Below are 24308 nucleotides of genomic sequence, written 5' to 3' on the forward strand. Positions count from 1 at the left end.
CGGGGCGCACGAACCCCTCACCACAGCACCACCCCTCAACGAAGAGAAAGCACTCACATGCGCAAGAAGCTCATCGCCGGCATCGGCCTGGCGCTCGTCGCGGGCCTCGCCCTCAGCGGCTGCTCGGCTCGCGGCACCTCCGGCTCGGACTCGGGCTCGAGCACCGAGATCAAGAAGGGCGACCTCATCGGCGTCGCCCTGCCGGCCAAGACGTCGCAGAACTGGGTGCTCGCGGGCGCCGCGTTCGAGAAGTCGATCGAGGACGCCGGCTTCAAGGCCGACATCCAGTACGCCAACGCCGGCAACCCCGTCCCGGACCAGCAGTCGCAGATCTCGGGCATGGTCACCAAGGGCGCCAAGGTCGTCATCATCGGTGCCGCCGACGGTTCGCAGCTCGGCTCGCAGGTCAAGGCCGCCAAGGCGAAGGGCGTCACCGTCATCGCCTGGGACCGCAACATCCTGAACACCAAGAACGTCGACTACTACGTGGCGTTCAACAACTACAAGGTCGGCCAGCTGCAGGCGCAGGCACTCCTCGACGGCCTCAAGGCCGAGAAGGGTGACGGCCCCTACAACATCGAGCTGTTCGCCGGTTCGGCGGACGACGCGAACGCCACCGTGTTCTTCAACGGTGCGATGAACGTCCTCGAGCCGAAGATCAAGGACGGCACCGTCAAGGTCACGTCCGGCCAGGAGACCTTCCAGAAGGTCCAGACCAAGGGTTGGCTCGCGCAGAACGCCCAGTCCCGCATGACCGACCTGCTGTCGCAGTACTACTCGGGTGACACCAAGCTCGACGGCGTCCTGTCGCCGAACGACACCCTCGCCCGTGCGATCCTGACCGCGACGAAGGCCGCCGGCAAGCCGAACCCGGTCGTCACCGGCCAGGACTCGGAGACCGCGTCGATCCCGCTCATCATGCAGGGCACGCAGTACTCGACGATCTACAAGAACACCACCGAGGAGGCCCAGGCCGCCATCGACCTGGTGTCCGACCTCTCGAAGGGCAACAAGCCCGACACCAAGATCGACAAGACGAACAACTACAACGGCGTCAAGACGGTCCCGGCGATCGAGCTCACCCCGATCCTCGTGACCAAGGAGAACGCCGTCGAGGCCTACAAGGGCAACGACACCCTCGAGGCACTCGCCAAGAAGGGCTGATCTCCCCGATCACACGACGACGGCCCCGTCTCGCTCCGGCGAGACGGGGCCGTCCCGCGTTCGCGGCGGGGCCACGGTCGGACGGGAGGCGCGGTCCGGGGCCGACCCGCGCCTCCCGTCCGTCACTGCGTCAAGTCCACTGCCCTTGCCGCGCCCCGACGGTCACCGCGCGCTGCGTGCGCGGCGCGCAGGCGGTGGACCGCCTCGCAGAGCGACGGCACGTCCACCCGGGCCGTCCCGAACACGACGGCCGGCGTCGTGTCGAAGTACCGCCGGGTGAGGCGTTCGCCGAGGAGCGACACCCGCGACCACGGGATGCTCGGCTCGGTCGACGTCACCGCGCTCGGGAGCATCCGGACCGCCTCGCCGATCTCGACCAGTCGCATCCGGACCGCGTCGTACACGAGGCCCTCCGGCAGTGCGTCGTCGTCGACGTAGGCACGGATCACCCCGCAGGCACGGATCACGTCGTCGAGCCGGTCCCCGACGTCGCGGCTCACAGCGGCACCGCGTCCCGGACGGCGTCGGCGCCCATGCCGGCGGCGTCCACCACGTCCACCCGCACGCCGAGGAGCTGTTCCGCCTCGTCCTGGATCCGCATGAGCGCGAAGATGCCGAGCCCGGGGTCGAGGTCCACCATCAGGTCGACGTCGCTCGCCGGGCCGTCCTCGCCCCGGGCCACGCTGCCGAAGAGCCGGGGGTTGCGGCCACCGAGGCGCTGCACGATCGCGACGAGTTCCCGCCGTGCGGCCATCACCCGTTCGCGGAGGGGCGGCGGTTCCTCGACGGGGTGCAGGTCGATCGCGGCCGTGAACCCCGCTGCGAGCAGGAGCCGCTGCAGTGCGGCGAGGGACGGCTCGCGGCGTCCGTTCTCGTAGGTGCTGATGACGCTCTGCGTGACGCCGGCGCGGTCGGCGAGCTGCACCTGGGTGAGTTCGGCGCGGAGGCGGGCGTCCCGGATGAGCCCGGCTGCCGACACTGGCGGCGCGGGTCGTGGGAGTACTGCGGACATGCGGCCACGATACACAGAATGCGACATTTCTTTACGCACATCCTGCGATTCGGAGTGCCGCGTCCAGGAGATTGCGTCGGGCGATATCGCGGGCCGCGTTACGCCGAATACAAGTTTTTCCTCTCGACGTCCGCTTTGCTTGTACGATCACGCCATGGACGTCGTGCGAGGCCTCGAGCTGCTCGAGACAGTTGCGCCCGACCTGGACCTCTCCGTCCGTGCGACCTCGTCACGGACCGCCAGTCTGACGTCTCGGCAGGGGCTCCGCCACGTGCTCATCCGGGCGCTCGACACCCCTCCGACCCCGGCGCGCGTGATGCGTGAGCTGGGCACTCTCGGCCGAGGCGCGATGGCGGCTGAAGCGCTGCTGTACGTCGTTCCACGATCGACCGCCTCCCTCCGCGCGATCGCGCTCGCTGACTCGCGGGTGATCGTCGCGGCCGTCGACCAAGGTGCCGTACTGATCGACGGCACCGAGTGGTCGCGGACGCCCGTTCCGGCCCCGGTGCGTGGCTCACGCGGCCGCACGCCCTGGGGACGGTTCGCGCTGATGCGAGCGCTCGTGCGCACCGGCGCTCCGCGAACACAGTCCGAACTCGCGAGCGAGACGGGCGTCACCCAGCAGGCGATCGCGCTCGCCCTGCCCGCGTTGCACAGCCTCGGCGTGGAGCGAACGGCCGGAGGATGGGTCGGTCGTGATGCCTCAGCACTGTGGGACGAGTTCCTGTCGGCGTACCCGGGCCCGTCGGGGGTACGCCGACGCTGGACGAGCGTGGCCGCGCTCGACCTCCAGCGGCAGCGGGCAGTCGAGGCAGCGCGCTCCGAGTCACGTTCGGTGCTCGTCTCCGGCGACTCGGCCGCCGACACCCTCGCGCCGGTTCGTCGCCCGGTCGTCGCGGTCCTCTACAGCGAGGCCGACCTCGACCTCGCGGCACGCTTCACCACGGCACCACCCGGTGACGAGACGCTCGCGGTGGTCGTCCCCGCAGATCCCACCGTCTTCGCGACCGCTCGAGCCTGGGACCCGCACGGCGCACCGACGCTCACGGATCCGCTGGTCACGGCATGGGAGGTCGCCAACTCCCGGGGTCCCGACCGCGACGACGCGGTCTTGGCACTGCGCCGCGTCACGCTCGACGGGCGGGACGAACGGTGATCCGTGTGAGCGTGGTGGTCCCGTGCACCTCGGTCGCCGACGAACTCGCTTTCGCCTCGCTCGGTGACGCAGTACGCGCGATCGCCGATCGCAGCGCCGCGCGCATCGTCGGAGGCCACATGGTCGGACTGCTCCTGACAGCGTTCCCGGTCGACGGCCTCGCGGCGCGGCGGACCGTCGACGCTGACGCGGGCGTGAGCACTGAGATCGCGGCCCGCGGTGACGTGGTCGACAGGCTGCTCGCCGACGGGTACCGGGCAACCGCCGGAAACCGGTTCGAGCGGGACGGCCGAACGATCGACCTGCTCGTGGAGTCGCTCGACGGACGCTTTCGCCCACGGCACCTCGGCGGGCGGCACTTCGACGCGAGTCCCGGCCTCGACGTTGTCCTCGCACAGGACCCGATCGAGGTCGACACGACCGTGGTCGACACCCACGGTCGCGAAGAGCGCTTCGTGGCCCGGGTCCCGACCGTCGAGATGGCGACGATCCTCAAGACGTACGCCTGGGCTTCGCGCCGCTCCACGAAGGACCTCGCAGACCTCGGGCACCTGCTGGAGATCCGTCATGCACACGGTGCCGCCGCCGTCGGCGGGTGGGCCCTCGACACCGAACCGGTGAGCGGGCGCCGGCTGGACACCGCACGAACCCTCCGGAGCATCAGGCCGGCCGATGCACGATTCGCGGACTCCGGGATCGCCGGGCCACGCTTCGTTGCGCTGATCCGGGAGTACGTCGCGGTGGTCTGACGTCCGACGTCCACCCGGGTGCCGGTCAGGAGCGGCGGGAGACGTCCGTCCGAAGGAAGTTCTGCGCCGAGCGCGACGGCGTCGGACCGCGCTGCCCCTGGTACCGCGACTGGTACTCGGCGGAGCCGTACGGCTTGTCGGCCGGGCTCGACAGCTGGAAGAAGCAGAGCTGGCCGATCTTCATGCCCGGCCAGAGCTTGATCGGCAGGGTCGCCACGTTCGAGAGCTCGAGGGTGACGTGCCCGGAGAAGCCCGGGTCGATGAAGCCGGCCGTGGAGTGGGTCAGGAGGCCGAGGCGCCCGAGCGAGCTCTTGCCCTCGAGCCGTGCCGCGATGTCGTCGGGCAGCGTGACGACCTCGTACGTCGACCCGAGCACGAATTCCCCCGGGTGCAGGACGAACGCCTCGTCCGGGTCGGTCTCGACCAGCCGGGTCAGGTCGGGCTGGTCGACCGCCGGATCGATGTGCGGGTACTTGTGGTTGTCGAACAACCGGAAGAACTTGTCGAGCCGGACGTCGATGCTCGACGGCTGGACGAGCGAGGCGTCGTACGGGTCGAGGCCGATCCGGCCCTCGGCCAGCTGGGCGGTGATGTCGCGGTCGGAGAGCAGCACGCGACGAGCCTAGCGGCAGCGGAACGGCACCGGTAAGCTGCGAGGCTGCCCAGCGTCGGGCGGCGTCACACGGCCAGGAGGAACCGACATGACCGCGTACACCGTGCACGAACTCGACGTGCCCGCCACCATGGACGACGACGCCGTGACGGTGCAGGCCTTCCGCGACTGGGTCCGCGTGCAGAACGCCGCCGAGGTCGCCGTCACCCGGTTGCCCGAGATCCTCTGGACGCCCGAGGAACAGCTGCCGTACCTGCTCGACCCCGAGGCACCGAGTCGCCTCTTCGTCGTGCGCGATCCCGACGGCGAGGTGGTGGCCGCCGGCTCCTACGACACCAAGCAGGCACCGGGGACCCCGAACTGCTGGATCGCGGTCGCCGTCGCGCCGGACCACCAGCGGCGGGGCATCGGCACGCTGCTGGCCGAGCACCTCGAGGGCATCGCCCGCGACGACGGTCGCACCCAGTGGAAGACGTACGCGGTGTCACGGCAGGTCGGGCCTGCGTCCGGACCGGGGTACCTCGTCCCGCCCACCGGCCACGGCGCCGTGCCCGAGGACGAAGCCGGCGCACGGTTCCTCAGCGGGCGCGGCTGGCGCTTCGGGCAGGTCAACCGGATCAGTCGCCTGGCACTGCCGGCCGACCACTCCGTGGTGCGCGAGCTCCACGACCGGGCAGCGGCCGCCGCCGGGCCCGACTACCGGGTGCACGCGTGGGCCGGGCCGACGCCGGAGCAGTGGCTCGACGGCATCGCGCTGCTCGAGACCCGGATGAGCACCGACGCCCCCGAGGGCGACATGGAGGAGCCGGAGGACGTCTGGACGCGCGAGCGCCTGCAGGAGCACGAGGCGCAGCTGCAACGCTCGCCGCGCACGATGGTCACGGTCGCGGTCGAACACCTCCCGACGACCACCTTGGCCGGTTTCACGCAGCTGGCAGTGCCGGACGCGGTGCACCAGCCGGTCATGCAGGGCGACACCCTCGTGCTCCGGGAGCACCGCGGGCACCGGCTCGGATGGCTGCTCAAGGTGGCCGGGATCGAACGCGTCGAGCAGGACTTCCCGGGGCGACCCTCGATCATCACGTTCAACGCCGAGGAGAACCGCCCGATGCTCGACGTCAACGAGGCCGTCGGGTTCGTGGGCGTCAGGAGCGAGGGCATCTGGGAGCGCCGCGTCTGACGACGCGACCTGAGGCGGGCCGCAGCCGGTGCGCGCGACGCACGCCGCGCCTCCAGGCCCACACGCCTACGATTGGACGGTCATGACCGTCACGTCACCCGAAACCCAGCCAGGAGGCGCGGCGCCGGAATCGGCGCCCGTCACCGCGCGCACGTCCACCGTCGCGACGGTCCTCGTCGTCGCCGTCCCGCTCGCGGTGGCGTGCTCGATCCTCGGGATGACGCTCACCGGCGCCTTCACCGCGAACCAGCAACTGGTGTCCGCCGGCGACCTCGTCGAGTACGGACTGCCCGTCGCGCGCGTCGTGCACGACACCATGGCGGCACTGACGATCGGCCTGCTCGTCGTCGCGGCGTTCGCACTCCCGGCGCAGAAGAAGGACCACCGGGCGATGTCGAGCGTGCAGCACCGCGCCGCGCGCTGGGCTGCCGCGACGGGTTCGGTGTGGTTCCTCGCGGCCGTGGTGAGCATCGTGCTGACGGGCGCGAACACCCTCGGCGTCCCACTGACGAACCCGGTGTTCGCGCGGAACTTCACCCTCTTCGCGTTCCAGGTCGAGATCGGGCAGGCGCTCGTGGTGTCGGCCGTGGCGATCCTCGTCGCGACCGTGGTCGCCGCGTTCGCCACCCGGGTGACGACGCTCGCGGTGGCGACGGTCGCCGGGCTGTTCGCGCTGCTGCCGCTCGCCCTGTCCGGGCACGCGGCCGGGTCGCTCGAGCACGCGAACGCGGTGAACTCGCTCGCGGTCCACCTCGTCGCCGTGTGCGTCTGGGCCGGTGGCCTCGTCGCCGTGCTCGTCCTGCGCACCCGGACGAAGGGCGCCACCGGGCGGGTCGTGTCGCGGTACTCGACGCTCGCGGGGTGGGCGTTCGCCGCGGTCGCGTTCTCGGGCATCGTGAACGCGTCGCTCCGACTGACCGGCCCGCTCGACCTGTTCACGACGACCTACGGGTGGCTCATCACGGTCAAGGCCATGATCCTCGTGCTGCTCGGGCTCGCCGGGGTCGTCCAGCGCCGGCGGCTCGTGCCGGGGCTCCTCCGCGCGCCGCTCGACCGCCGCGTGTTCGTGCGATTCGCCCTCGCCGAGATCGTGTTCATGGCGATCGCCATCGGGGTCTCCGTCGCCGTCTCCCGCTCGCAGCCGCCGATCCCGCAGACGCCGGAGACCGGGGACGACACCCGCTCCGGACTCATCGGGTTCCCGTACCCGCCCGCGCAGACCGTGCAGACCTACCTGACCCAGTGGCACATCGACTGGGTGTGGCTGGCGCTCGCGGTCGTCGGGGCCGGCTGGTACCTGCTCGCCGTCCGGAAGCTCCGGAAGCGCGGGGACAAGTGGCCCGTCGGACGCACGATCGCGTGGCTGCTCGGGTGCGCGCTGTTCATCTGGACGACCTCGGCGGGCCCGGCGGTCTACGGCATGATCCACTTCTCGTCGCACATGATCCAGCACATGCTGCTGATGATGTTCGTGCCGCTGCCGCTCGTGCTCGGTGGCCCCGTGCTCCTCGCGCTGCGGACCCTGCCGGTGCGGAACGACGGCTCGCGCGGTGCCCGTGAGTGGCTCATGCTCTTCACGCACTCGCGGTACATGCAGTTCCTCGCGAAGCCGGCCGTCGCCGGGGTGATCTTCGCCGGGTCCCTCGTGGTGTTCTACTTCACGCCCGCGTACCAGTACGCCATGCAGTCGCACGAGTGGCACGTGGCGATGGTCGTGCACTTCGTCTTCAGCGGGTACCTGTTCTTCTGGGTGTTCATCGGCGTCGACCCGGGCCCGAAGCGGCCGCAGTACCCGATCCTCATCATCGCCCTGCTCGCGACCCTGGCGTTCCACGCGTTCTTCGGCGTCGCCGTGATGACGTCGGAGTCGGTCTTCGCGATCGACTGGTTCCACGCGCTCGGACAGACGAACGACGCCGCGCTCCTGGCCGACCAGCACACCGGCGGCGGGATCGCGTGGGGTGCGTCCGAGCTGCCGATGGTGTTCGTCGCGCTGCTCGTCGTGCGCAACTGGGTGAAGTCGGACACCCGGGACGCGAAGCGCCTCGACCGCAAGGCGGAGCGAGACGGGGACGCAGACCTCAAGGCGTACAACGAGCGCCTCGCCGCGATGCACGACCGCGACTGACGCGGCGCGGCGCGACGCGGCGCCGCGCGGCGCCCGCTCAGTCGCCGTGGACGATGCAGACCGCGTCGAGGTCCATCGCGGCCTCGAGCGCGGCGGAGATCCCGGACTCGCCGTCCGCCCCCTCGGGCGTCACGGTGTCCACCCACCACAGCGGCGTCGACAGCGTCGGGGCGTCCGGCAGGATCCGCTCGACCTCGTCGAGGGCGTCCACGCGCCGCACCGCGAGCACCGTGATCACGGGGTGCGTGGCGTCCCGGCAGACCTGCATCATCGGGCCGTCGTCGAGCGCCCGGACACCCCAGGACTCGTCGTGCAGGAGCAGCGCCTCGGCGACGTCGCGCGTCTCCACCGGCCCGCGGCAGAGCAGGGTGACGTCACGGGGCACGGTGACCGCCGAACACGTGCGAACCGTCCCCGACGTGGCCGTCCAGCGTGCCCTCGTCGTGCGCCGGGTCGAGCGGGGCACCACCGACGAGCTGCAGGAACCGGTCCTCGTCGATGCGATCGAGGAACGCTTCGAGCGCTTCCCAGCCGTCGTCGAATCGCACGACGAGACCGCCGCCACCGAACGTCGAGGTGGTCGTGCGCGGCGGGGGCCACACGCCGTCCCGGTCGAGGAACTCGGTCGCCTCGGGCCCGACCACGACCGCCAGCGGAGCGGGTTCGCCGTGCGAGACGGCACGGACGAGGTGGTCGGCATCGCCACGACGCTGCATCACCACACCGAAGACGGGTTCGACGTCCTCGGCGACGCGGTGCACGGCGTCGAGGAGCCGCGGCGCGAGCGTCTGGTCGGCGCCGTCCTCGGGGATCGTGAGCACGGCGGACATCGTCTCGACGACCACGCCGTCGAGCAGGTGCGCGGTCATCGTCGCCGAGAAGCCCTCGCCCACGGCGTACGACGTCGACACCGCCGGGGCCTCGTGCTTGGCGTACTGCGTGACGACCCAGCGGTCCCACGGCACGGTGAGCGGTTCGGCGGTGCCCCAGCGCGTCGGGCAGGTGCCGACCGTCTTGCACAGGGCCTCGATCGCGGACCCGATGTCGATCGCGCGTTCGGCGTGGTGGCGCAGCGTGAGGTCGATGCTGATCTGCCGCACCGAGTCGCGCGCGACGGGGTGCTCCGGCGAGGGCGTGCCGACGAGCTCGGGGCCGCGGTGCACGAAGTCCTCGATGCGGGAGGCTGCGACGCCGGTCCGTCCGTCGCGGAGCGTGCCGTCGGGATCGGTGACGGCCCACGCGGCCCCGTACGCGCCGAGGGCGTGCCGGAGCGCCGGTGTGAGCGCGGAGCCGGGCCCGGTGCGGAGGACGACGAAGCGTCCGGACTCGGATGCCCGACGGAGCAGGGAGGCGAGCGCCTCGGTCAGCCACACCACCGGCGAGGCCGAGTCGACCACGATCGCGGGGCCGACCACGTCGTCGATGAGGGGATGTCTGACCATCCGGGTCCTCCTCGGGTTCGCTGTCGCTCGATCCACCTGGACGGTACACACGGGGGCGACACCTGTCCGTCAGACGGACCGGCTCACAGCGGAGACACGGGTCCGGCCAGGAGGCGCGGTGCGGGTCGGCAGCACCTGGCTCGGCGGACACTCGGCTGGCGTCCAGCGCAGAATCCGCTAGGCTTGCGACGTCCCGCTGAGCGGGGTGCGCGAGTGTAGTTCAATGGTAGAACTCCAGCTTCCCAAGCTGGTAGCGCGGGTTCGATTCCCGTCACTCGCTCCGACACGAAGGGCCGCCCGACCGGGCGGCCCTTCTGCGTGTGGCCCCGGAGCGTGCGGGCACCGTCCAGGACCGCACGCGAGAGTGCTGCCATGCGCGCCACCGCCCGACTCGTCGCCGGCATCGTCGCCGCACTCGCCCTGACCGGCTGCAGCGGCGGGAGCCCGGGCACCACCGCGACGGCACCGTCACCGACGCGCGCACCCACGTCGTCACCGACGCCGATGCCCTCGCCGACCCCGACCATCGCCGCCGCCGACCGGGCTGCCGTCGCCCGCACCCTCGCCGACCTCGAGCGGGAGTACGACGCCACGGTCGGCGTCGTCGCGACCGACACCACCACCGGCGAGACTGTCGCGTACAACGGCGACCGCCGCTTCGGCTACGCGTCGACCCTCAAGGCGTTCGCGGCGGCGCAGTTCCTCCGCGCGGTGCACGGCACCGACCGGGACGAGCGGGTGCGCTGGAGTGCGGCGGACGCCACCGCCGCCGGCCACTCCCCCGTCACGAGCGAGCACGTCGCCGACGGCCTGACGCTCGCCCAGCTCGCCGAGGCCGCGGTCCGGCAGAGCGACAACCTGGCCCTGAACCTCGTCCTCGACCGCATCGGTGGCCCCGCTGGGCTGGACCGAGCACTGGCGGAGCTCGGGGACCGCACCACCGAGGTCGTGCACGACGAACCGGCCCTCAACACGATCGAGCCCGGCAGCACCGAGGACACCACGACCCCGGCGGCGTTCGCGGCGACGCTCGCCACGGTGCTCGACGGCCGGACGCTCGGACGCTCCGACACCGCGCTGCTCGAGCACTGGATGAGCGGCAACACCACCGGCGACACCCTCGTCCGTGCAGGCGCTCCCGACGGCTGGACGGTGGTCGACAAGTCCGGCGGCGCGGGCGGCATCCGGAACGACGTCGCACGCGTGACCCGGCCGGACGGCGGCCCGATCGTCATCGCCGTCCTCACGACCCGCAACGCCCCCGACACCGCCTACGACGACGCCCTCGTCGCTCGGTCCGCCGCAGCGGTGCTCGACGCGTTCGACGGCTGACGGCCGCCCGGCGTCACACGGCGTCATGCACGACACCTGTCGGGGACACCGGGCAACTACGATCTGGTCATGTCCTCCCCCGACTCCCCCACGGTCGTCGTCGGCGCCGGCATCATCGGTCTGAGCACCGCGTGGCACCTCGCCGACCTCGGGCAGCGCGTCGTCCTCGTCGACAGCGGCCCCGCCGCCGGTGGCACGACGACCGCCGGCGCCGGGTTCGTGGGACAGTGGGCGGCCGGGTACGCCTGGTACTGGAACGAGTCCGAACGCGACGTCGAGCAGTACGGCATCGACTTCTACCGGCGGCTGGCCGAGTCCGGCCACGGTCCGACGGGCTACCGCCGCAACGGGAACGTCTGGTTGACGGTCACCGAACAGGGCCGCGCGGACCACATCCCGCCGTTCGAGGACCACCCACTGCGGCCCGCCGGTGCGCGGACGCTCAGCCCGGCCGAGGCGGCCGACCTCGTCCCCGGACTCGACCCGTCGGCCGTGACGGCCGGCTTCCTGCACCCGGACGGCATCCAGATCAGCGCGCCCGACACGGCCGCCGCGCTGGTCGGTGAGCTGCGTGCGAAGGGCGTCGCGATCCGTGAGCACACCGCGGTCGCGGGCCTGGAGGCGCGGGACGGCTCCGTCACGGGCGTCCGGACCGCGGGTGGCGAGGTCATCGACGCCGCGCGGGTCGTCCTCGCCGCCGGCAGCTGGACGAACGCCCTGCTCGCGCCCCTCGGTCGCGAGCTCCCGACGGTGCGTGTGGTCGCGAGTCGCCTCGTCACGAAGCCGTTCGGCCTGCCGGGCACGCTGCCGACCCTGATGCTCCCCGAGCTCGAGGGGCTCTGGATCCGGGAGCACCGCGGGGGCCTGACCTACGGCGCCGGGAGCGGGTACGAGGCGCTGCACGTCGGTGGCGCGGACCGGGGCACCGATCCCGCGCGCCGCCCGGTCCGGACGGACCTGCTCGACGCCATGCGGACCTCCGTGCACCCGATCGTCGCGCGGCTCCTCCCAGCGGCGGCGAGCGTGCTCGGAGCGGACGAGACCCCGACGCAGGGCGTGGTGTCGATGACCGTGGACCGGAACTTCATCGTCGGCCCGGTCCCCGAGCTCGCCGGGCTCGTGGTGGCCGGCGGGGACAACGAGTCCGGCGTCACCCACGGCCCCGGTCTCGGCCGGATCGCCGCCGAGCTGAGCGTCACGGGGACGACCACCCTCGGCGACGCGAGCCGGTACGACCCCGCACGCTTCCCGGCCCGTGCACCGAGCGAGGCCGACGTCGTCGCGATGATGCCGGCCCGACGCGAGGCCGATGCCCGACGAGCCGGAGCGACGGCATGAGCAACCGGGCGACGACGCACGTCGTGATCGGCGGCGGGGTCGTCGGTGCCGCCACCGCGTACGCCCTCACGCTCCGCGGCGAGCGCGTCGTGCTCGTCGAGCAGCACGAGCGGGGGCACCACCGGGGGTCGTCGCACGGCGCCACCCGGATCTTCCGGCAGGGCTACGCCGATGCCGAGTACGTCGCACTGACCACCCGGGCGCTCGCCCTGTGGGAGGCGCTCGAGGCCGCGGCGGGCGAGGAGCTGATCGTCCGCACGGGCGCCGTCGACCACGGGCGGCCCGAGGTCGTCGACGCCATCGCCACGGCGCTCGCGGACGCCGGCATCCCCCACGAGACCCTCAGCCCGGACGCCGCCGCCGCGCGCTGGCCGGGCATCGCGTTCGAGAGGCACGTCCTGACGCACGCGACCGCGGGGCGGATCCGGTCCGACCGCGCGATCGAGGTGTTCCTCACACTGGCCGACCGCACGGGGCTCGCCGACCTCCGCTTCGACACCCGGGTCACCGGGCTCGAGGACCACGGCGACGAGGTGACGGTGGCGCTGTCCGACGGGTCCACCCACCGCACGTCCTCGGTGATCGCGGCCGTGGGGTCGTGGGCACCCACGCTGGTGGGCGACCTGCTCGCGGAACGCGGGGCGCGCCTCCCGGCCCTCCGTGTCACGCAGGAGCAGCCCGCCCACTTCCCCAGCCACCTGCCGGACGAGGCCTGGCCGAGCTTCGTGCACTGGGCCGACGGCGACGACGTGTACGGGCTGCTCACCCCGGGCGAGGGCGTCAAGGTCGGGTTCCACGGCACCGGCCCCGTGGTCGACCCCGACCACCGCGACTTCACCCCCGTGCCCGCCGAGGCCGAGCGCCTGCAGGCGTACGTCGCCCGGTACGTGCCGGGGGTCGACGCGACGAAGCCGACGTTCATCAGCTGCCTGTACGACAACTCCCCCGACGAGGACTTCGTGATCGACCGTCGAGGTCCGGTCACGGTCGCGACCGGGTTCTCCGGCCACGGCTTCAAGTTCGCTCCGTTGCTCGGCGACATGATCGCCGACCTCGCGACCGACGGGCCACCACCCCCGGCCCGCTTCTCCCTCTCGAAGCACCACCCCACTCCCTCAGGACCATGACGACCCGACTCCTCAGCGCCATCGCGCTCACCGCCACCGCCGCCGCCGTGCTCACCGGTTGCGCGTCCACCGGCTCGTCCGGCACGGACGCCGTCGACGGGCTCGTCGTCGGCACCACCGACGTCGTGACGTCCCTCGACCCGGCCGGCGCCTGGGACCGCGGGAGCTACACGGTGCAGACGCAGCTCTACCAGCACCTGCTCACCTACCCCGCCGGGAAGACCACGACCAGCCCCGAGGTCGCGAAGTCCTGCGACTTCACCGACGGCACGCACTACGTGTGCGAGATCCGGGACGGCCTCACGTTCTCGAACGGCGACGACCTGACCGCCAAGGACGTGGTGTTCTCGTTCGAGCGCCAGGTGTCCCTCGGGTCGACGAACGGCCCGGGCTCGCTGCTGGCCAACATGGCGTCCGTGTCGGCGTCGGGCAGCACCGTGACGTTCACCCTGAAGCAGGCGGACGACCAGACGTTCCCGTACGTGCTCGCGAGCATGGCGGGGGCGATCGTGGACTCGAAGGTGTTCTCCGCGACGAAGGTGCACGCGAACGACGGGGTGGTGGGCTCCGGGCCCTACGCGCTGCAGGACGCCGCGGACGGCGGTGCGACGATCGCCCTCACCGCGAACACCCGGTACGACGGCGACGCGCCGGCCACGAAGAGCGTGACGATCAAGCAGTACACGAAGTCCGCGGACCTCAAGCTCGCCGTGCAGAAGGGCGACGCCGACGTCGCCTACCGCCAGCTCACCCCGACCGAGGTGACGTCGCTGTCCTCGGACGACTCGCTGCAGACCGTGCACGGCGACTCCGGCGAGGTCCGGTTCCTGGCGTTCAACCTGCAGACGATGCCCGGGAAGGACGCCGCGCAGAAGCAGGCGATCCGGCAGGCCGTCGCGGCGACGATCGACCGCGAGGCGATCGCGAAGGACGTCTACCAGGGCACCTACACCCCGGCGTACTCGATCGTGCCGAACGGGTTCCAGGGCGCCACAGAGACGTTCGAGGACGCGTACGACGGCGCCGACGCGAAGTCGATCCTGCGTGATGCCGGCGTGACCACTCCGGTGCGGCTGCCGATCGAGTACACGACCGACCACTACGGCTCGGGCTCCGACGACGAGTACGCGCTCATCCAGCAGCAGCTCGAGGACACCGGCCTGTTCACGGTCGACCTGCAGTCGGCCAGCTGGGACACCTACGTCGGGAACGTCGGCAAGGGCGAGTACCCCGTGTTCCAGCTCGGCTTCTTCCAGGACTACCCGGACGCCTCGTCGTACCTGACCCCGGCCTACGGCGCGACCGACGTGAACCTGCTCGCGAACCACTTCGACGACGCCACGGTGAACGGCCTCGTCGCGTCGCAGGCCGTCGAGCCGGACGCGGCCCAGCGGAAGCAGCAGATCGAGCAGATCCAGCAGGACACCGCCGAGTCGGTGCCGCTCATCCCGCTGCTCGCCGGGCAGGAGAACGTCATCGGGCAGGGGTCGCTGACCGGGCTGTCGAAGTCGGTCGACGCGTCCGGCGAGTTCCGGATCTGGGAGATCGGGCGCTCGTGAGCAGCTCCCCGCTGCGCGCCGCCGTCCGCGCCCGCATGCCCGCCGGGCTCGACGACCTCGCCGCGCTCGTCGCGATCCCGTCGGTCCACGACCCCGCCGTGCAGTCGCTCGACGACTGTCACCGGGTCGCGGAGGCCGTGCGTGTCGCGTTCGGCGACCTCGGCCTGGAGGCGCGACTCGCCACCACCGCGGACGGCTCGCAGGCGGTCATCGCGACCCACCCCGCGCCGGCCGGGGCACCGACGGTGCTGCTCTACGCGCACCACGACGTGCAGCCCGCGGGTGACCTCGCGGCCTGGACGAGCGATCCGTGGACCCTGACACCGCGGGACGGGCGGCTGTACGGCCGCGGCGCGGCGGACTGCAAGGGCGGGATCGTCACGCACCTCGTGGCACTCCGGGCGCTGCTCGACGTGCACGGGGCGTTCCCGGTCGGGCTCGTCGTGGTCGTCGAGGGCTCGGAGGAGCAGGGCACCGACGGCCTCGAGCAGTACGTGTCGTCGCACGCCGCCGACTTCCGGCACGTGGACACCGCCGTCGTGATGGACGCCGGGAACGCCGCGGCCGGGGTGCCGGCGCTCGTGACGACGCTCCGGGGCACGGCGTTCGTCGAGCTCCGGGTCCGCGCGCTGCGGGGCACCGTGCACTCCGGGATGTTCGGCGGGGCGGCGCCGGACGCGATCGCGGTGCTGGTCGCGCTCCTCGCCACGCTCCGGGACGAGGCCGGCGACACCACGGTGGACGGCCTCGACGCCTCGCAGACCTGGGACGGCCTGCCGTACGACGCCGACCGGTTCGCCGCCGACGCCGGGCTGCTCGACGGCGCGGTGCCGATCGGCTCGGCGGATCCGGCGTCCCAGGTCTGGGCACGGCCGGCCCTCACGGTCGTGGGCATCGACGCCCCGGCGGTCGCGGGGTCCTCGCCGTCCGTGCAGGCGACCGCCGGTGCCGCGCTGAACCTCCGCGTGCCGCCGGGTGTCGACCCCGCGGCGGCCGGCGAGCTGCTCGTCGCGCACCTGCTGCGTCGCGCACCGGCCGGCGTCGAGGTGACGGCTCGGGTCACCGGGGTGGGCGCCGGGTTCCGTGCCGAGGGCGGTCCGTCGTCGGCGACGTTCCGCGCGGCGCTCTCGGAAGCGTACGACGGGGCCCCGGTCGGGTCGCTCGGCGGCGGCGGCTCGATCCCGCTGTGCGCGACGCTCGAGCGGGCGATCCCGGACGTCGAGGTGATCCTGGCCGGGGTGTCCGAGCCGGCGGCGAACGTGCACGGCCCGGACGAGAGCGTCGACCCGTCCGAGATCGAGCACCTGGCCCTGGCCGAGGCGCTCTTCCTCACCTCGCTGACCACCCCCTGACCCCGTGCGGCGCGCGGGCCGTCCGCTACGGTGGTGCCGTGCGCATCGTGGTGGCTCCGGACTCGTTCAAGGGGACCGCGACGGCGGCCGAGATCGCAGCGGCCGTGCGCGACGGCTGGCTCGCCGAACGTCCGGGCGACGAGGTCGTCCTGGCACCGATGGCGGACGGCGGCGAGGGCACGCTCGATGCCTTCGAGACGGCGATCCCGCTGACCGTCCGGGTGCCGATCACCGTCACCGGCCCCGCCGGCACCCCCGTCGACACGCACTGGCTGCAGCTGCCCGACGGCCGCGCCGTGGTCGAGCTCGCCGCCACGAGCGGGCTCCCCCTGCTGTCCGAGCCGCTGCCCGACACCGCGACGAGCCGGGGCTTCGGCGAGGCGATCGCCGCCGCCCTCGACGACGGCGCGACCGGGCTCGTGCTCGGCATCGGCGGCAGCGCCTCGACCGACGGCGGTGCCGACGCCCTGATCGGGCTGGGAGCACTCATCCATATCGATCCCGCGGTCCCCGAACACCCGCCGCGACCGCGTCAGGGTGCCGAGCTGCTCGACGACGTCACCGGCGTCGACACCACGTGGATGCGCCGGCTGCCGGAGCACGGCGCCGTCGTGCTGACCGACGTGACCTCGCCCCTGCTCGGACCGACCGGCGCCGCGGCGGTGTTCGGCCCGCAGAAGGGCATCGCACCGGAACGGATCGCCGCCTTCGACGCCCGGCTGGCCGACTGGGCGCGCTGCTTCCCCGACGTCGACCCGACGACCCCCGGCGCCGGAGCGGCCGGCGGAGTCGGGTTCGGACTGCTCGCCTGGGGTGCGACGCTGGCGGGCGGAGCGGCCGCCGTCGCCGAGGTCCTCGGACTGCCGGCGCTCCTCGACGGCGCCGACGTCGTGATCACCGGCGAGGGCCGGTACGACGGGCAGTCCGCGGCCGGCAAGGTGCCGAGCGTGGTGCGGACCCTCGCGTCGACGCACGCACCGGGTGCCCGGGCGATGCTCGTGGCCGGGGCGATCGAAGCCGCGCTCGACGACTTCGACGCTGCCGCCTCGCTCACCGTGCTGGCCACGCAGACGACGGGCGAGCCGGACGATGCCCTCGCCGACCCGCTGCGCTTCGCCCGGATCGCCGGCCAGCGACTCGCCCGCCTGGCCTGACGCACGGCGAGCCCGGCGAGCCCGGCGCCCGCGCGCGACACGCCCGCATTCCGTGCAGGGGTGCCCCAACGGGACCTCCCACCCGATGGCGCGCTCCACCACACTGGTGGAGGGCCGGAACCGGCCCGGACGCACCACCCACGAGGAGACCATGCGCACCGTCAACGCGTACGCCGCACCGTCGGCCACCGAGCCGCTCGTCAAGACCACCATCACCCGTCGCGACGTCGGCCCGAACGACGTCGAGATCGACATCGCCTACGCCGGCATCTGCCACTCGGACATCCACACCGTCCGCGGCGAGTGGGGCGAGATCCAGTACCCGCAGGTCGTCGGCCATGAGATCGTCGGCCACGTCACCTCCGTCGGGGAGAACGTCACCAAGCACCAGGTCGGCGACCGCGTCGGCGTCGGCTGCATGGTGAACTCCTGCGGCGAGTGCGAGAACTGCGTCAAGGGCGAGGAGCAGTACTGCCTCAAGGGCAACATCCAGACCTACGCCGGCGTCGACCCCGCCGACGGCAGCATCACCCAGGGCGGCTACTCGCAGGCCGTCGTCGTGAACGAGGACTTCGTCCTCCGCGTCCCCGAGTCGCTCGACATCGAGAAGGTCGCACCGCTGCTGTGCGCCGGCATCACCACCTACTCGCCGCTGCACCACTGGGGCGTCGGCCCCGGCTCGAAGGTCGCCGTGATCGGCATGGGCGGGCTCGGCCACATGGCCGTGAAGATCGCCGTCGCACTCGGCGCCGAGGTCACCGTCCTGTCGCAGACCACCTCCAAGCAGGAGGACTCGCTCCGCTTCGGCGCGAAGGCCCACTACGCGACGAAGGACCCGGAGACGTTCGAGAAGCTCGCGAGCTCCTTCGAGCTGATCATCAACACGGTCTCCGCGAAGATCCCGATGGGCGCCTACCTCGGCCTCCTCAAGGTCGACGGCACCCTCGTCAACGTCGGCGCACCGTCCGAGCCGCTCGAGGTCCCGGCGTTCGCCCTGATCCCCCGCCGGCTGAGCTGGGCCGGGTCCGCGATCGGCGGCATCCGTGAGACCCAGGAAATGCTCGACTTCTGCGCCGAGCACGACATCCTGCCGGAGACCGAGCTCATCAGCGCCGACCAGATCAACGAGGCCTACGAGCGCGTCCTCAGCTCGGACGTCCGCTACCGCTTCGTGATCGACGCGGCGACGCTCGCCTAGTACGCGACCACCAACGCGACGGGAGGCGCGGTGCCAGCTGGCACCGCGCCTCCCGTGCGTCCAGCGGTCTGTCCCCACAACGCGAGCCGGTCGTCCGGCTGGCGCAGCTGACGGGCCGGGGACAGCCGTTCACGCCAGACTCGATGCATGAGCAGCACGGCGGAGGAGGGCCCCGCATCCCTCGTGTCCGTCGCCGGGACGGACACCGACACCGCTGTCGCCGACCTCGCCGGCATGTACGCCGGCCGTGCTTGGCACTCCGGCCGCACCGACGGCGACTACTGGTACCGCTACGTCGGGATCGGCGACGAGCGGATGAGCATCCGACGGTCACAGATGCACGGATCGCTCCGCGGGGACGTCGCCGTCGAGGGCGAGGTCGTCGTCCAGTGGATCGACAGCGGCTCCGCGTCCATCGACGTCGGCCGCGACGAGATCCGCCTGCAGCACGGTGTCCCGACACTGTTCCCGATCGAGCGACGCTTCGACATGGACTACCGCGACTGGGACCAGCGGCTCGTGCACCTCGACCGTGACCTCGTGCTCGACGTCGCGTCGGAGCGGTACCTCGTCGACCGCACGGTCGACTTCGACCGGACGACGCCGCCGACGCCCGCGGCGATCGCCGAGTGGCGCCGAGCGGTCGCGCAGTCCGTGCAGGCACTGCGCACGTCGGGGAACGAGTCGCTCGCCTGGCACGAGGCGCAGCGCGGGGTCGCGTCGGCGCTCCTCGACCTGTACCGTTTCCGCGCCGAGGCGGTCCCGGCGGGATGGGGACAGCACCGCAACGCACGCATCCGGGCGGCCGTCGAGTACCTGCACGCCCACGCGCACGAGCCGTTGACGGTGTCGGACCTCGCACGGGCTTCCGACCTCAGCGTCCGCGGGCTGCAGGAGGCGTTCCAACGCACCCTGGACCGGTCGCCGATGCAGTACCTGCGAGAGGTCCGCCTCCGTCGCGCCCACGAGGACCTCGTGGCCTCCCACGTCGGTCAGGTCTCCGTCGCGGATGTCGCCGCCCGGTGGGGTTTCACGCACATGGGCCGCTTCTCGGGCGAGTACCTGCGTCGGTTCGGGGAGTACCCGAAGCAGACGCTCCGCCGCTAACCGACCTCGTCGCCGGACGGCAGCGCCGTGCACCAGTCCACGGACCCGGCGACGACGCTCGCCTCGAGTGCGCCGGACGCCGCGTCGACGATGCTCACGAGCACACCGCCGGCCGACTTCGTCGCCACGGCGACGAACTGCCCGTTCGGGGACGGGCAGACGGCCGTGACGCTCGCGTCGTCGGGGACGGAGACGGGCAGCCTGGAGGCGCGGCTCCCCTCCACGCGCACGATGCGTTGCGCGAGTGTCCCGTCGGCACGCACGTCGCCCACCACGCGCAGGTAGCCGTCGTCGGTGAGCGGGGCGATCCGGCCGAGGTACGCCGCGTCGGTGCTGCCGGCCGGTGCCCGCAGCTCGGTGCGCTTCCCGTCGGTCAGGTCGAGGCGGACGATCCCCGTGCCGGTCTCGACCACCGCCGTGGTGCCGGTGCCGACGAAGCCGTGCAGGTACGTGGCGCTCCCCAGCCGGACGGGGTCGGTCCGCCCGCTCATGTCGACGAGCACGAGGTCGTCGCTGCCGGTGCGGACGAGGGCGCTCTCCGTGCGGGGCACGTAGGCCCACTGCCCGACGCTCATCGGGACCGCCCCCGTCCTCGGCTTCCCGCTCGCGTCGATCGCCGTCGGCAGGTGGGTGCCGGTCATGTCGACGACGTAGAGCCCGACGTTGCGCGACTGACCGGTGGACGTGTCGGCGTACTCGAAGCCGAACGAGGCGCCGTCGTCGGCGGCGTGCAGGGCCGTGACGCGTCCCTCGGCGGTCGGGAGCGTCAGGTGCTCGACCGGGAGGTCCTCGTCCTGCACCCCGCCGGCGAGCGGCACGATGTCGACCGACGACCCGGCGTCCGTGCCGCTCACCACGACGAGCGACCGGCCGAGGCGGACGTACTCCGAGATGCCGGTGCCCTCGTACACGGTGGTCGCTCCCCCGGCGTCGAGGGACCGGCGGACGATGCGGTCCTTCCCGCCGGCGCCACCCGGGACCAGCGCGAGCACGTCCGTGGTGCCCGTGCGGATCGAGGTGCGGAGGTCGGCGGTCGCGCGCTGCCCCGGCGCCCGGACGCCCGCGACCGAGATCTCGTACGAGCGGTCGTAGGCCAGGGGTCCGGTGAACTCGACCGCGATGGTGTTGCCGCTCGACGTCACGGTGTGCGCCGCTGCCGGACTGACCCGGACGTCCTGCGCCGACACGCGCTCGATCGCCTGGTTCGCGGTGAGGATCACGCGCTGTGCCGGTCGGGACACCAGGCCGGAGGCGTCGTACGACACGTCGCGCAGCCGTGGGCCCTGCTGCGACCCGACGACCGCGGCCGCGGTGCCGACGACGACGAACACCAGCACGGTCGCGACGAGTCGACGGCGGAAGCGGTTCCGGGGGCGTTCTCGCAGCTCAGTACTCATACGGGTCCTCGGGCTGCTCGACGCCCCGCACCGTGGCGGCGCGGATGACGATGCGGGCGTCGGCGGACTGGTCCGGGTTGGCGGCGAGCGCTCCGCGGACCCGGACCCATGCACCCTGGGCCGGGACCGTCCCGTCGGTGTCGACCCCGATCCCGACGGGTTGGGCGTCCACCGCGCAGCAGCTGATCACGAACCGGGTGAGGGTGAAGGAACCGTCCGCGCCCGGGACGACGAAGCCCGTCAGGTCGACCCGCTTGCCGACGAGCGACGTGGTGTCGGTCGTCTGCCGGATGAGGGCGGCCCAGTCCTTGACGCCGTACTCGGAGGTGTCGACCGAGGTGCTGCCGAGCAGGGACACCGCGGCCTGGGACCCGGTGGCGTTCGACAGGGTCGCCGAGTCGACGCTCCGCTGCTGTGCCGTGCGTGCGGACAGCGTCGTCGGGGGCAGGACCAGCATGGCGGCGGTGACCCCGACGGTGACGAGGGCGGCCACGCCGCTGAGGACGATCCGTGTGCGCCGAGCCGCGCCTCCTGGGCGGTGGTCGTGCCCCTCGTCGTGATCGTGCCCGTGTCCGCGCGCGGTCACCACCAGGCCGGCGATCGACGCGGGCACCGCGACGGCCGCGAGCACGACCGTGAAGACCGAGTAGCGCGGGTTGATGTACAGGTCGAGGTGTCCGGCGAGGGCGAGCCACAGCGTGCACAGCGCCACCGCGAGCACGGACCCGAGGCCGAGGGACGACGACAGGCGGGACTCAGACGAGGACATTCATCACCAACCCGACGGTCGCGGCGAACAGGACGCAGACGACGGCGAGCAGCACCAGGAAGCGCGCACGGAACGTCGTCCGGAGCAGGGCGATCATCTTCACGTCGATGATCGGCCCGATGATGAGGAACGCGGTGATCGACCCGGGGAGGAACGTCGACGCGAAGGACAGCGCGAAGAAGGCGTCGACGTTCGAGCACAGGGAGACCGTCATCGCGAGGAGCATCATCGCCACAACGGAGAGCACCGGGTTCGCGCCGATCGACACGAGCGTGGACCGGGGCACGGCGACCTGGATCGCTGCGGCGAGCCCGGCGCCGACGAACAGCGCGGGCATCATCGTCGCGGTCTCGCCGCCGAACTGCGCAGCGCTGTCCCGCCAGCGGTTCCGGGACCGAGGGGCGCCGACAGCCGCTCGGCAGCGGGCCTCGAACGCGGGCAGCAGCAGCTCGGTCGGACGACGGTGCGCGGCGACGATCCAGCCGACGAGGTTCGCGATGACGAAGCCGCCGACGATGCGCACGGGCAGGATCCAGCCGGACCACCCGAACGCCTGGGCGGTGCTGATGATCACGAGCGGGTTGAGGATCGGGGCGGCGACGAGGAAGGTGACGGCCTCGGCGGGCGTGAAGCCGCGCATCATGAGGCCGCGGGCGAGGGGCACGTTCCCGCACTCGCACACCGGGAAGAGCATGCCGATCAGGGAGATCACGGCCCGGCGCGGGATCGGGCGCTGCGGCAGGACCTTCTCGAGCGCGCCGACGGGGACCCACACCTCGACGACGATGGACAGCAGGATGCCGAGCACCACGAACGGCAGGGACTCGACGACGACGCTGATCGCGAGCGTGAGAAAGTCCTGCACGACGTCGGGCAGACCCGCGGTGCCGACGGCCGGCGAGAGCAGGCGGATCCCGAGGAGCACGGCGACGGCGAGCAGCACCAGCCCGGGGCCGGTGAGGCTCCGGGAGCGGGACGCGGCGGTGGGGCGCTGCTGCGGCGGCGTGGTCGTCGTCACCGGGCAAGGATAGGCGACGCGCGGTGCGCCGGGGTGGTGGCGCGGCGGCGCTGGGCGCGCGCCGTCCCGCGCTCAGCGCCGCGCGAGCCCGTCGAGGTGCCGGTCGAGCACGTCGATCGCCCAGTCGCCGGACTCCCCCGGGGCGAGCCGCACGAGGTGCATCGCGAGCCCGTCGATCAGCGCGTGCAGCCGGCGGGCCTCGTACTCGCGGTCGGCCGCCGGGACGCCCACGAGCTCGAGCACCTCCTCGCTCCACTCCCGCATCTCGACCACGACCAGGTCGAGCGCCGGCCGCAGTTCGGCGTCCGTGAGGGCCGCGTTCGCGAGCGCCAGGTACACCTCGAGCTCGATGACCCGCTCGTCGTCGAGGGGCAGCAGCTCGAGCAGGAGCTGGTGCGCGCGCTCGCGGGTCGGCAGCCCGTCGGGGATCGCGGCGATCCGTTCCCGGGTGCGGTCGAACACGAGCGTGATGGTGTGCTCGCGCAGGCTCGACTGCGTCGGGAAGACGTAGCGGACGGTGCTCGGCGGCAGCCCGGCCTCGGCCGCGACGTTCCGCACGCTCAACGCGCCGAGGCCGTCACGGGCGAGGACCCGCCACGCCGCCTCGGACACGGAGCGACGTCGTTCCTCGATGTCGATGCTCCTGGCCACGGGCCAATACTCGCACAGTCGTACGAGTTCGTGCTACCGTGGAGTTCGCTGTCGCACAGTCGTGCGACTTGCGGATCGAGATCGAAGGGAGACCGTCGTGGCGTGGACAGTCCTCGTCCTGTCGGGCGTGCTCGAGGCAGTGTGGGCCACTGCACTGAGCGCATCGAACGGCTTCAAGAAGGTCGTACCGACGGTCGTGTTCGTCGTCGGCATGGCACTCAGCATGGTGGGGCTGGCGTTCGCCATGAAGGAGATCCCGGTCGGCACCGCCTACGCGGTCTGGGTCGGCATCGGCGCATCGCTCACCGTGATCGTCGCGATCCTCCGCCGGCAGGAGGCCGCGTCCATCGCCCGGATCGCCCTCGTGCTCGGGCTCGTCGCCTGCGTCGTCGGCCTGAAGGTGGTGAGCTGAGGTGCCGTGGATCGTCCTGTTCGTCAGCGCCGCGCTCGAGACCGTGTGGGCCACCGCCCTCGGTGCGAGCGACGGCTTCACCGAGCTCCGTCCGACGATCGTCTTCGCGATCACCATCGTGGTGAGCCTCGGGGCCTTCGGGTACGTGCTCGAGCACATCCCGATCAGCACCGCCTACGCGGTGTGGACGGGGACCGGAGCGGCCCTCACGGTCCTCTGGGGAATGGCCACCGGCGCGGAGCCCGTGACCGCACTCCGCCTGCTGCTCATCGCCGGGATCGTCGGCTGCGTGGTCGGCCTGAAGCTCGTCCCAGCGCGCGCCGCTACCAACCCGCGAGGCTCGGCCCCGCGGACACTTCCGCGCGAGGAACGCGCGAGTTCTGTCCGGTAGCCCGAGACTCGCGACGGCGAGGTGGGTGGCGACCCGAGACGGACTCGAGGCGCGGTGCC

Annotated in this window: 24 protein-coding genes and 1 tRNA gene; 16 read left to right on the forward strand and 9 right to left on the reverse strand. The window is 72.3% G+C overall.

Annotated features, from left to right (window positions below):
* Nucleotides 1-57 precede the first annotated feature (57 nt).
* Nucleotides 58-1164: a substrate-binding domain-containing protein gene (locus ACEN8D_RS09255; protein ID WP_309778232.1), complete on the forward strand. Its 1107-nt coding sequence runs from the start codon at nt 58-60 to the stop codon at nt 1162-1164.
* Between the two features lie 122 nt (nt 1165-1286).
* On the opposite strand, the gene ACEN8D_RS09260 is transcribed toward ACEN8D_RS09255, so the two are convergent.
* Together ACEN8D_RS09260 and ACEN8D_RS09265 are read right to left on the reverse strand one after the other, a co-directional pair.
* Entirely contained in the window at nt 1287-1664 is a 378-nt protein-coding gene (locus ACEN8D_RS09260) for a HepT-like ribonuclease domain-containing protein (protein ID WP_413399011.1), read from the reverse strand.
* Nucleotides 1661-2176 (reverse strand): XRE family transcriptional regulator, encoded by a 516-nt coding sequence (locus ACEN8D_RS09265; protein WP_083403123.1) that lies wholly within the window; start codon nt 2174-2176, stop codon nt 1661-1663. The genes ACEN8D_RS09260 and ACEN8D_RS09265 overlap by 4 nt, the downstream gene beginning before the upstream one ends.
* Before the next feature lie 154 nt (nt 2177-2330).
* Between ACEN8D_RS09265 and ACEN8D_RS09270 the strand changes: the two genes are divergently transcribed.
* Together ACEN8D_RS09270 and ACEN8D_RS09275 are read left to right on the forward strand one after the other, a co-directional pair.
* Nucleotides 2331-3332, forward strand: a complete 1002-nt coding sequence (locus ACEN8D_RS09270) for a hypothetical protein (protein ID WP_309778225.1) — start codon at nt 2331-2333, stop codon at nt 3330-3332.
* 5 nt (nt 3333-3337) lie between these two features.
* A complete protein-coding gene (locus tag ACEN8D_RS09275; protein ID WP_309778223.1) occupies nt 3338-4081 on the forward strand; it encodes a hypothetical protein in 744 nt (247 codons plus the stop codon).
* A gap of 25 nt (nt 4082-4106) precedes the next feature.
* On the opposite strand, the gene dcd is transcribed toward ACEN8D_RS09275, so the two are convergent.
* Nucleotides 4107-4694, reverse strand: a complete 588-nt coding sequence (gene dcd / locus ACEN8D_RS09280) for a dCTP deaminase (protein WP_070417116.1) — start codon at nt 4692-4694, stop codon at nt 4107-4109.
* A gap of 88 nt (nt 4695-4782) precedes the next feature.
* Here dcd and ACEN8D_RS09285 point away from each other — a divergent pair, with 88 nt between their 5' ends.
* Together ACEN8D_RS09285 and ACEN8D_RS09290 are read left to right on the forward strand one after the other, a co-directional pair.
* Nucleotides 4783-5874, forward strand: coding sequence for a GNAT family N-acetyltransferase (locus ACEN8D_RS09285; RefSeq protein WP_413399010.1), 1092 nt, complete (start codon nt 4783-4785; stop codon nt 5872-5874).
* Nucleotides 5875-5956: 82 nt separating this feature from the next.
* A complete protein-coding gene (locus tag ACEN8D_RS09290) occupies nt 5957-8002 on the forward strand; it encodes a bifunctional copper resistance protein CopD/cytochrome c oxidase assembly protein (protein ID WP_413399009.1) in 2046 nt (681 codons plus the stop codon).
* Nucleotides 8003-8039: 37 nt separating this feature from the next.
* Here the strand turns inward: ACEN8D_RS09290 and ACEN8D_RS09295 are convergent, their stop codons facing one another.
* Both ACEN8D_RS09295 and ACEN8D_RS09300 read right to left on the reverse strand, forming a co-directional pair.
* Nucleotides 8040-8387: a hypothetical protein gene (locus tag ACEN8D_RS09295; protein WP_070417120.1), complete on the reverse strand. Its 348-nt coding sequence runs from the start codon at nt 8385-8387 to the stop codon at nt 8040-8042.
* Complete coding sequence (locus tag ACEN8D_RS09300; protein WP_413399008.1) at nt 8377-9444, reverse strand: DUF6177 family protein; 1068 nt, start codon at nt 9442-9444, stop codon at nt 8377-8379. Before ACEN8D_RS09300 ends, ACEN8D_RS09295 begins: the two co-directional genes overlap by 11 nt.
* 209 nt (nt 9445-9653) lie before the next feature.
* Between ACEN8D_RS09300 and ACEN8D_RS09305 the strand changes: the two genes are divergently transcribed.
* The 9 genes from ACEN8D_RS09305 to ACEN8D_RS09345 all read left to right on the forward strand — a co-directional run bounded on the left by ACEN8D_RS09305 (nt 9654) and on the right by ACEN8D_RS09345 (nt 19611).
* Nucleotides 9654-9724 (forward strand) — tRNA-Gly (locus ACEN8D_RS09305).
* 92 nt (nt 9725-9816) lie between these two features.
* Entirely contained in the window at nt 9817-10776 is a 960-nt protein-coding gene (gene bla / locus ACEN8D_RS09310; RefSeq protein WP_413399349.1) for a class A beta-lactamase, read from the forward strand.
* Nucleotides 10777-10845: 69 nt separating this feature from the next.
* The gene (locus tag ACEN8D_RS09315) at nt 10846-12114 is read left to right on the forward strand and encodes an NAD(P)/FAD-dependent oxidoreductase (protein WP_413399348.1); all 1269 of its coding nucleotides are present in this window, start codon (nt 10846-10848) and stop codon (nt 12112-12114) included.
* Nucleotides 12111-13241, forward strand: coding sequence for an FAD-dependent oxidoreductase (locus ACEN8D_RS09320; RefSeq protein ID WP_413399347.1), 1131 nt, complete (start codon nt 12111-12113; stop codon nt 13239-13241). The genes ACEN8D_RS09315 and ACEN8D_RS09320 overlap by 4 nt, the downstream gene beginning before the upstream one ends.
* Nucleotides 13238-14800: an ABC transporter substrate-binding protein gene (locus tag ACEN8D_RS09325; protein WP_413399346.1), complete on the forward strand. Its 1563-nt coding sequence runs from the start codon at nt 13238-13240 to the stop codon at nt 14798-14800. Before ACEN8D_RS09320 ends, ACEN8D_RS09325 begins: the two co-directional genes overlap by 4 nt.
* Nucleotides 14797-16152, forward strand: a complete 1356-nt coding sequence (locus tag ACEN8D_RS09330; RefSeq protein ID WP_413461644.1) for a M20/M25/M40 family metallo-hydrolase — start codon at nt 14797-14799, stop codon at nt 16150-16152. The genes ACEN8D_RS09325 and ACEN8D_RS09330 overlap by 4 nt, the downstream gene beginning before the upstream one ends.
* A 38-nt stretch (nt 16153-16190) precedes the next feature.
* Nucleotides 16191-17306: a glycerate kinase gene (locus tag ACEN8D_RS09335; protein WP_413399196.1), complete on the forward strand. Its 1116-nt coding sequence runs from the start codon at nt 16191-16193 to the stop codon at nt 17304-17306.
* 151 nt (nt 17307-17457) lie between these two features.
* Nucleotides 17458-18504 (forward strand): NAD(P)-dependent alcohol dehydrogenase, encoded by a 1047-nt coding sequence (locus ACEN8D_RS09340; RefSeq protein ID WP_413399195.1) that lies wholly within the window; start codon nt 17458-17460, stop codon nt 18502-18504.
* Nucleotides 18505-18651: 147 nt separating this feature from the next.
* Nucleotides 18652-19611: a helix-turn-helix transcriptional regulator gene (locus tag ACEN8D_RS09345; RefSeq protein WP_309778204.1), complete on the forward strand. Its 960-nt coding sequence runs from the start codon at nt 18652-18654 to the stop codon at nt 19609-19611.
* On the opposite strand, the gene ACEN8D_RS09350 is transcribed toward ACEN8D_RS09345, so the two are convergent.
* From ACEN8D_RS09350 to ACEN8D_RS09365, 4 genes are all read right to left on the reverse strand, one after another.
* On the reverse strand, nt 19608-21008 hold the full coding sequence (locus tag ACEN8D_RS09350) for a lactonase family protein (RefSeq protein ID WP_413399194.1): 1401 nt from the start codon (nt 21006-21008) through the stop codon (nt 19608-19610). The two genes, ACEN8D_RS09345 and ACEN8D_RS09350, sit on opposite strands and share 4 nt — an antisense overlap.
* Nucleotides 20998-21777, reverse strand: a complete 780-nt coding sequence (locus tag ACEN8D_RS09355) for a TIGR03943 family putative permease subunit (protein WP_309778200.1) — start codon at nt 21775-21777, stop codon at nt 20998-21000. The genes ACEN8D_RS09350 and ACEN8D_RS09355 overlap by 11 nt, the downstream gene beginning before the upstream one ends.
* Nucleotides 21764-22795 carry a permease gene (locus ACEN8D_RS09360; RefSeq protein WP_413399193.1) on the reverse strand — a complete coding sequence of 344 codons (1032 nt, stop codon included), beginning with the start codon at nt 22793-22795 and terminating at the stop codon, nt 21764-21766. The genes ACEN8D_RS09355 and ACEN8D_RS09360 overlap by 14 nt, the downstream gene beginning before the upstream one ends.
* A 72-nt stretch (nt 22796-22867) precedes the next feature.
* Nucleotides 22868-23446: a TetR/AcrR family transcriptional regulator gene (locus ACEN8D_RS09365; RefSeq protein WP_413400302.1), complete on the reverse strand. Its 579-nt coding sequence runs from the start codon at nt 23444-23446 to the stop codon at nt 22868-22870.
* 97 nt (nt 23447-23543) lie between these two features.
* Between ACEN8D_RS09365 and ACEN8D_RS09370 the strand changes: the two genes are divergently transcribed.
* Together ACEN8D_RS09370 and ACEN8D_RS09375 are read left to right on the forward strand one after the other, a co-directional pair.
* Nucleotides 23544-23858: a DMT family transporter gene (locus ACEN8D_RS09370; RefSeq protein ID WP_413400303.1), complete on the forward strand. Its 315-nt coding sequence runs from the start codon at nt 23544-23546 to the stop codon at nt 23856-23858.
* A 1-nt stretch (nt 23859) separates the two neighbouring features.
* Nucleotides 23860-24249, forward strand: coding sequence for a DMT family transporter (locus tag ACEN8D_RS09375; protein WP_495600991.1), 390 nt, complete (start codon nt 23860-23862; stop codon nt 24247-24249).
* Nucleotides 24250-24308 lie beyond the last annotated feature (59 nt).

The sequence above is a fragment of the Curtobacterium sp. Curtsp22 genome, from assembly GCF_059492135.1.

Excerpts from the sequence above, each read along its gene's own strand:
- ACEN8D_RS09255 (WP_309778232.1), top strand. The coding sequence starts at position 58 with ATGCGCAAGAAGCTCATCGCCGGCATCGGCCTGGCGCTCGTCGCGGGC.
- ACEN8D_RS09265 (WP_083403123.1), bottom strand. The coding sequence starts at position 2,176 with ATGTCCGCAGTACTCCCACGACCCGCGCCGCCAGTGTCGGCAGCCGGG.
- ACEN8D_RS09270 (WP_309778225.1), top strand. The coding sequence starts at position 2,331 with ATGGACGTCGTGCGAGGCCTCGAGCTGCTCGAGACAGTTGCGCCCGAC.
- ACEN8D_RS09285 (WP_413399010.1), top strand. The coding sequence starts at position 4,783 with ATGACCGCGTACACCGTGCACGAACTCGACGTGCCCGCCACCATGGAC.
- ACEN8D_RS09290 (WP_413399009.1), top strand. The coding sequence starts at position 5,957 with ATGACCGTCACGTCACCCGAAACCCAGCCAGGAGGCGCGGCGCCGGAA.
- ACEN8D_RS09300 (WP_413399008.1), bottom strand. The coding sequence starts at position 9,444 with ATGGTCAGACATCCCCTCATCGACGACGTGGTCGGCCCCGCGATCGTG.
- bla (WP_413399349.1), top strand. The coding sequence starts at position 9,817 with ATGCGCGCCACCGCCCGACTCGTCGCCGGCATCGTCGCCGCACTCGCC.
- ACEN8D_RS09315 (WP_413399348.1), top strand. The coding sequence starts at position 10,846 with ATGTCCTCCCCCGACTCCCCCACGGTCGTCGTCGGCGCCGGCATCATC.
- ACEN8D_RS09320 (WP_413399347.1), top strand. The coding sequence starts at position 12,111 with ATGAGCAACCGGGCGACGACGCACGTCGTGATCGGCGGCGGGGTCGTC.
- ACEN8D_RS09325 (WP_413399346.1), top strand. The coding sequence starts at position 13,238 with ATGACGACCCGACTCCTCAGCGCCATCGCGCTCACCGCCACCGCCGCC.
- ACEN8D_RS09340 (WP_413399195.1), top strand. The coding sequence starts at position 17,458 with ATGCGCACCGTCAACGCGTACGCCGCACCGTCGGCCACCGAGCCGCTC.
- ACEN8D_RS09345 (WP_309778204.1), top strand. The coding sequence starts at position 18,652 with ATGAGCAGCACGGCGGAGGAGGGCCCCGCATCCCTCGTGTCCGTCGCC.
- ACEN8D_RS09350 (WP_413399194.1), bottom strand. The coding sequence starts at position 21,008 with ATGAGTACTGAGCTGCGAGAACGCCCCCGGAACCGCTTCCGCCGTCGA.
- ACEN8D_RS09355 (WP_309778200.1), bottom strand. The coding sequence starts at position 21,777 with ATGTCCTCGTCTGAGTCCCGCCTGTCGTCGTCCCTCGGCCTCGGGTCC.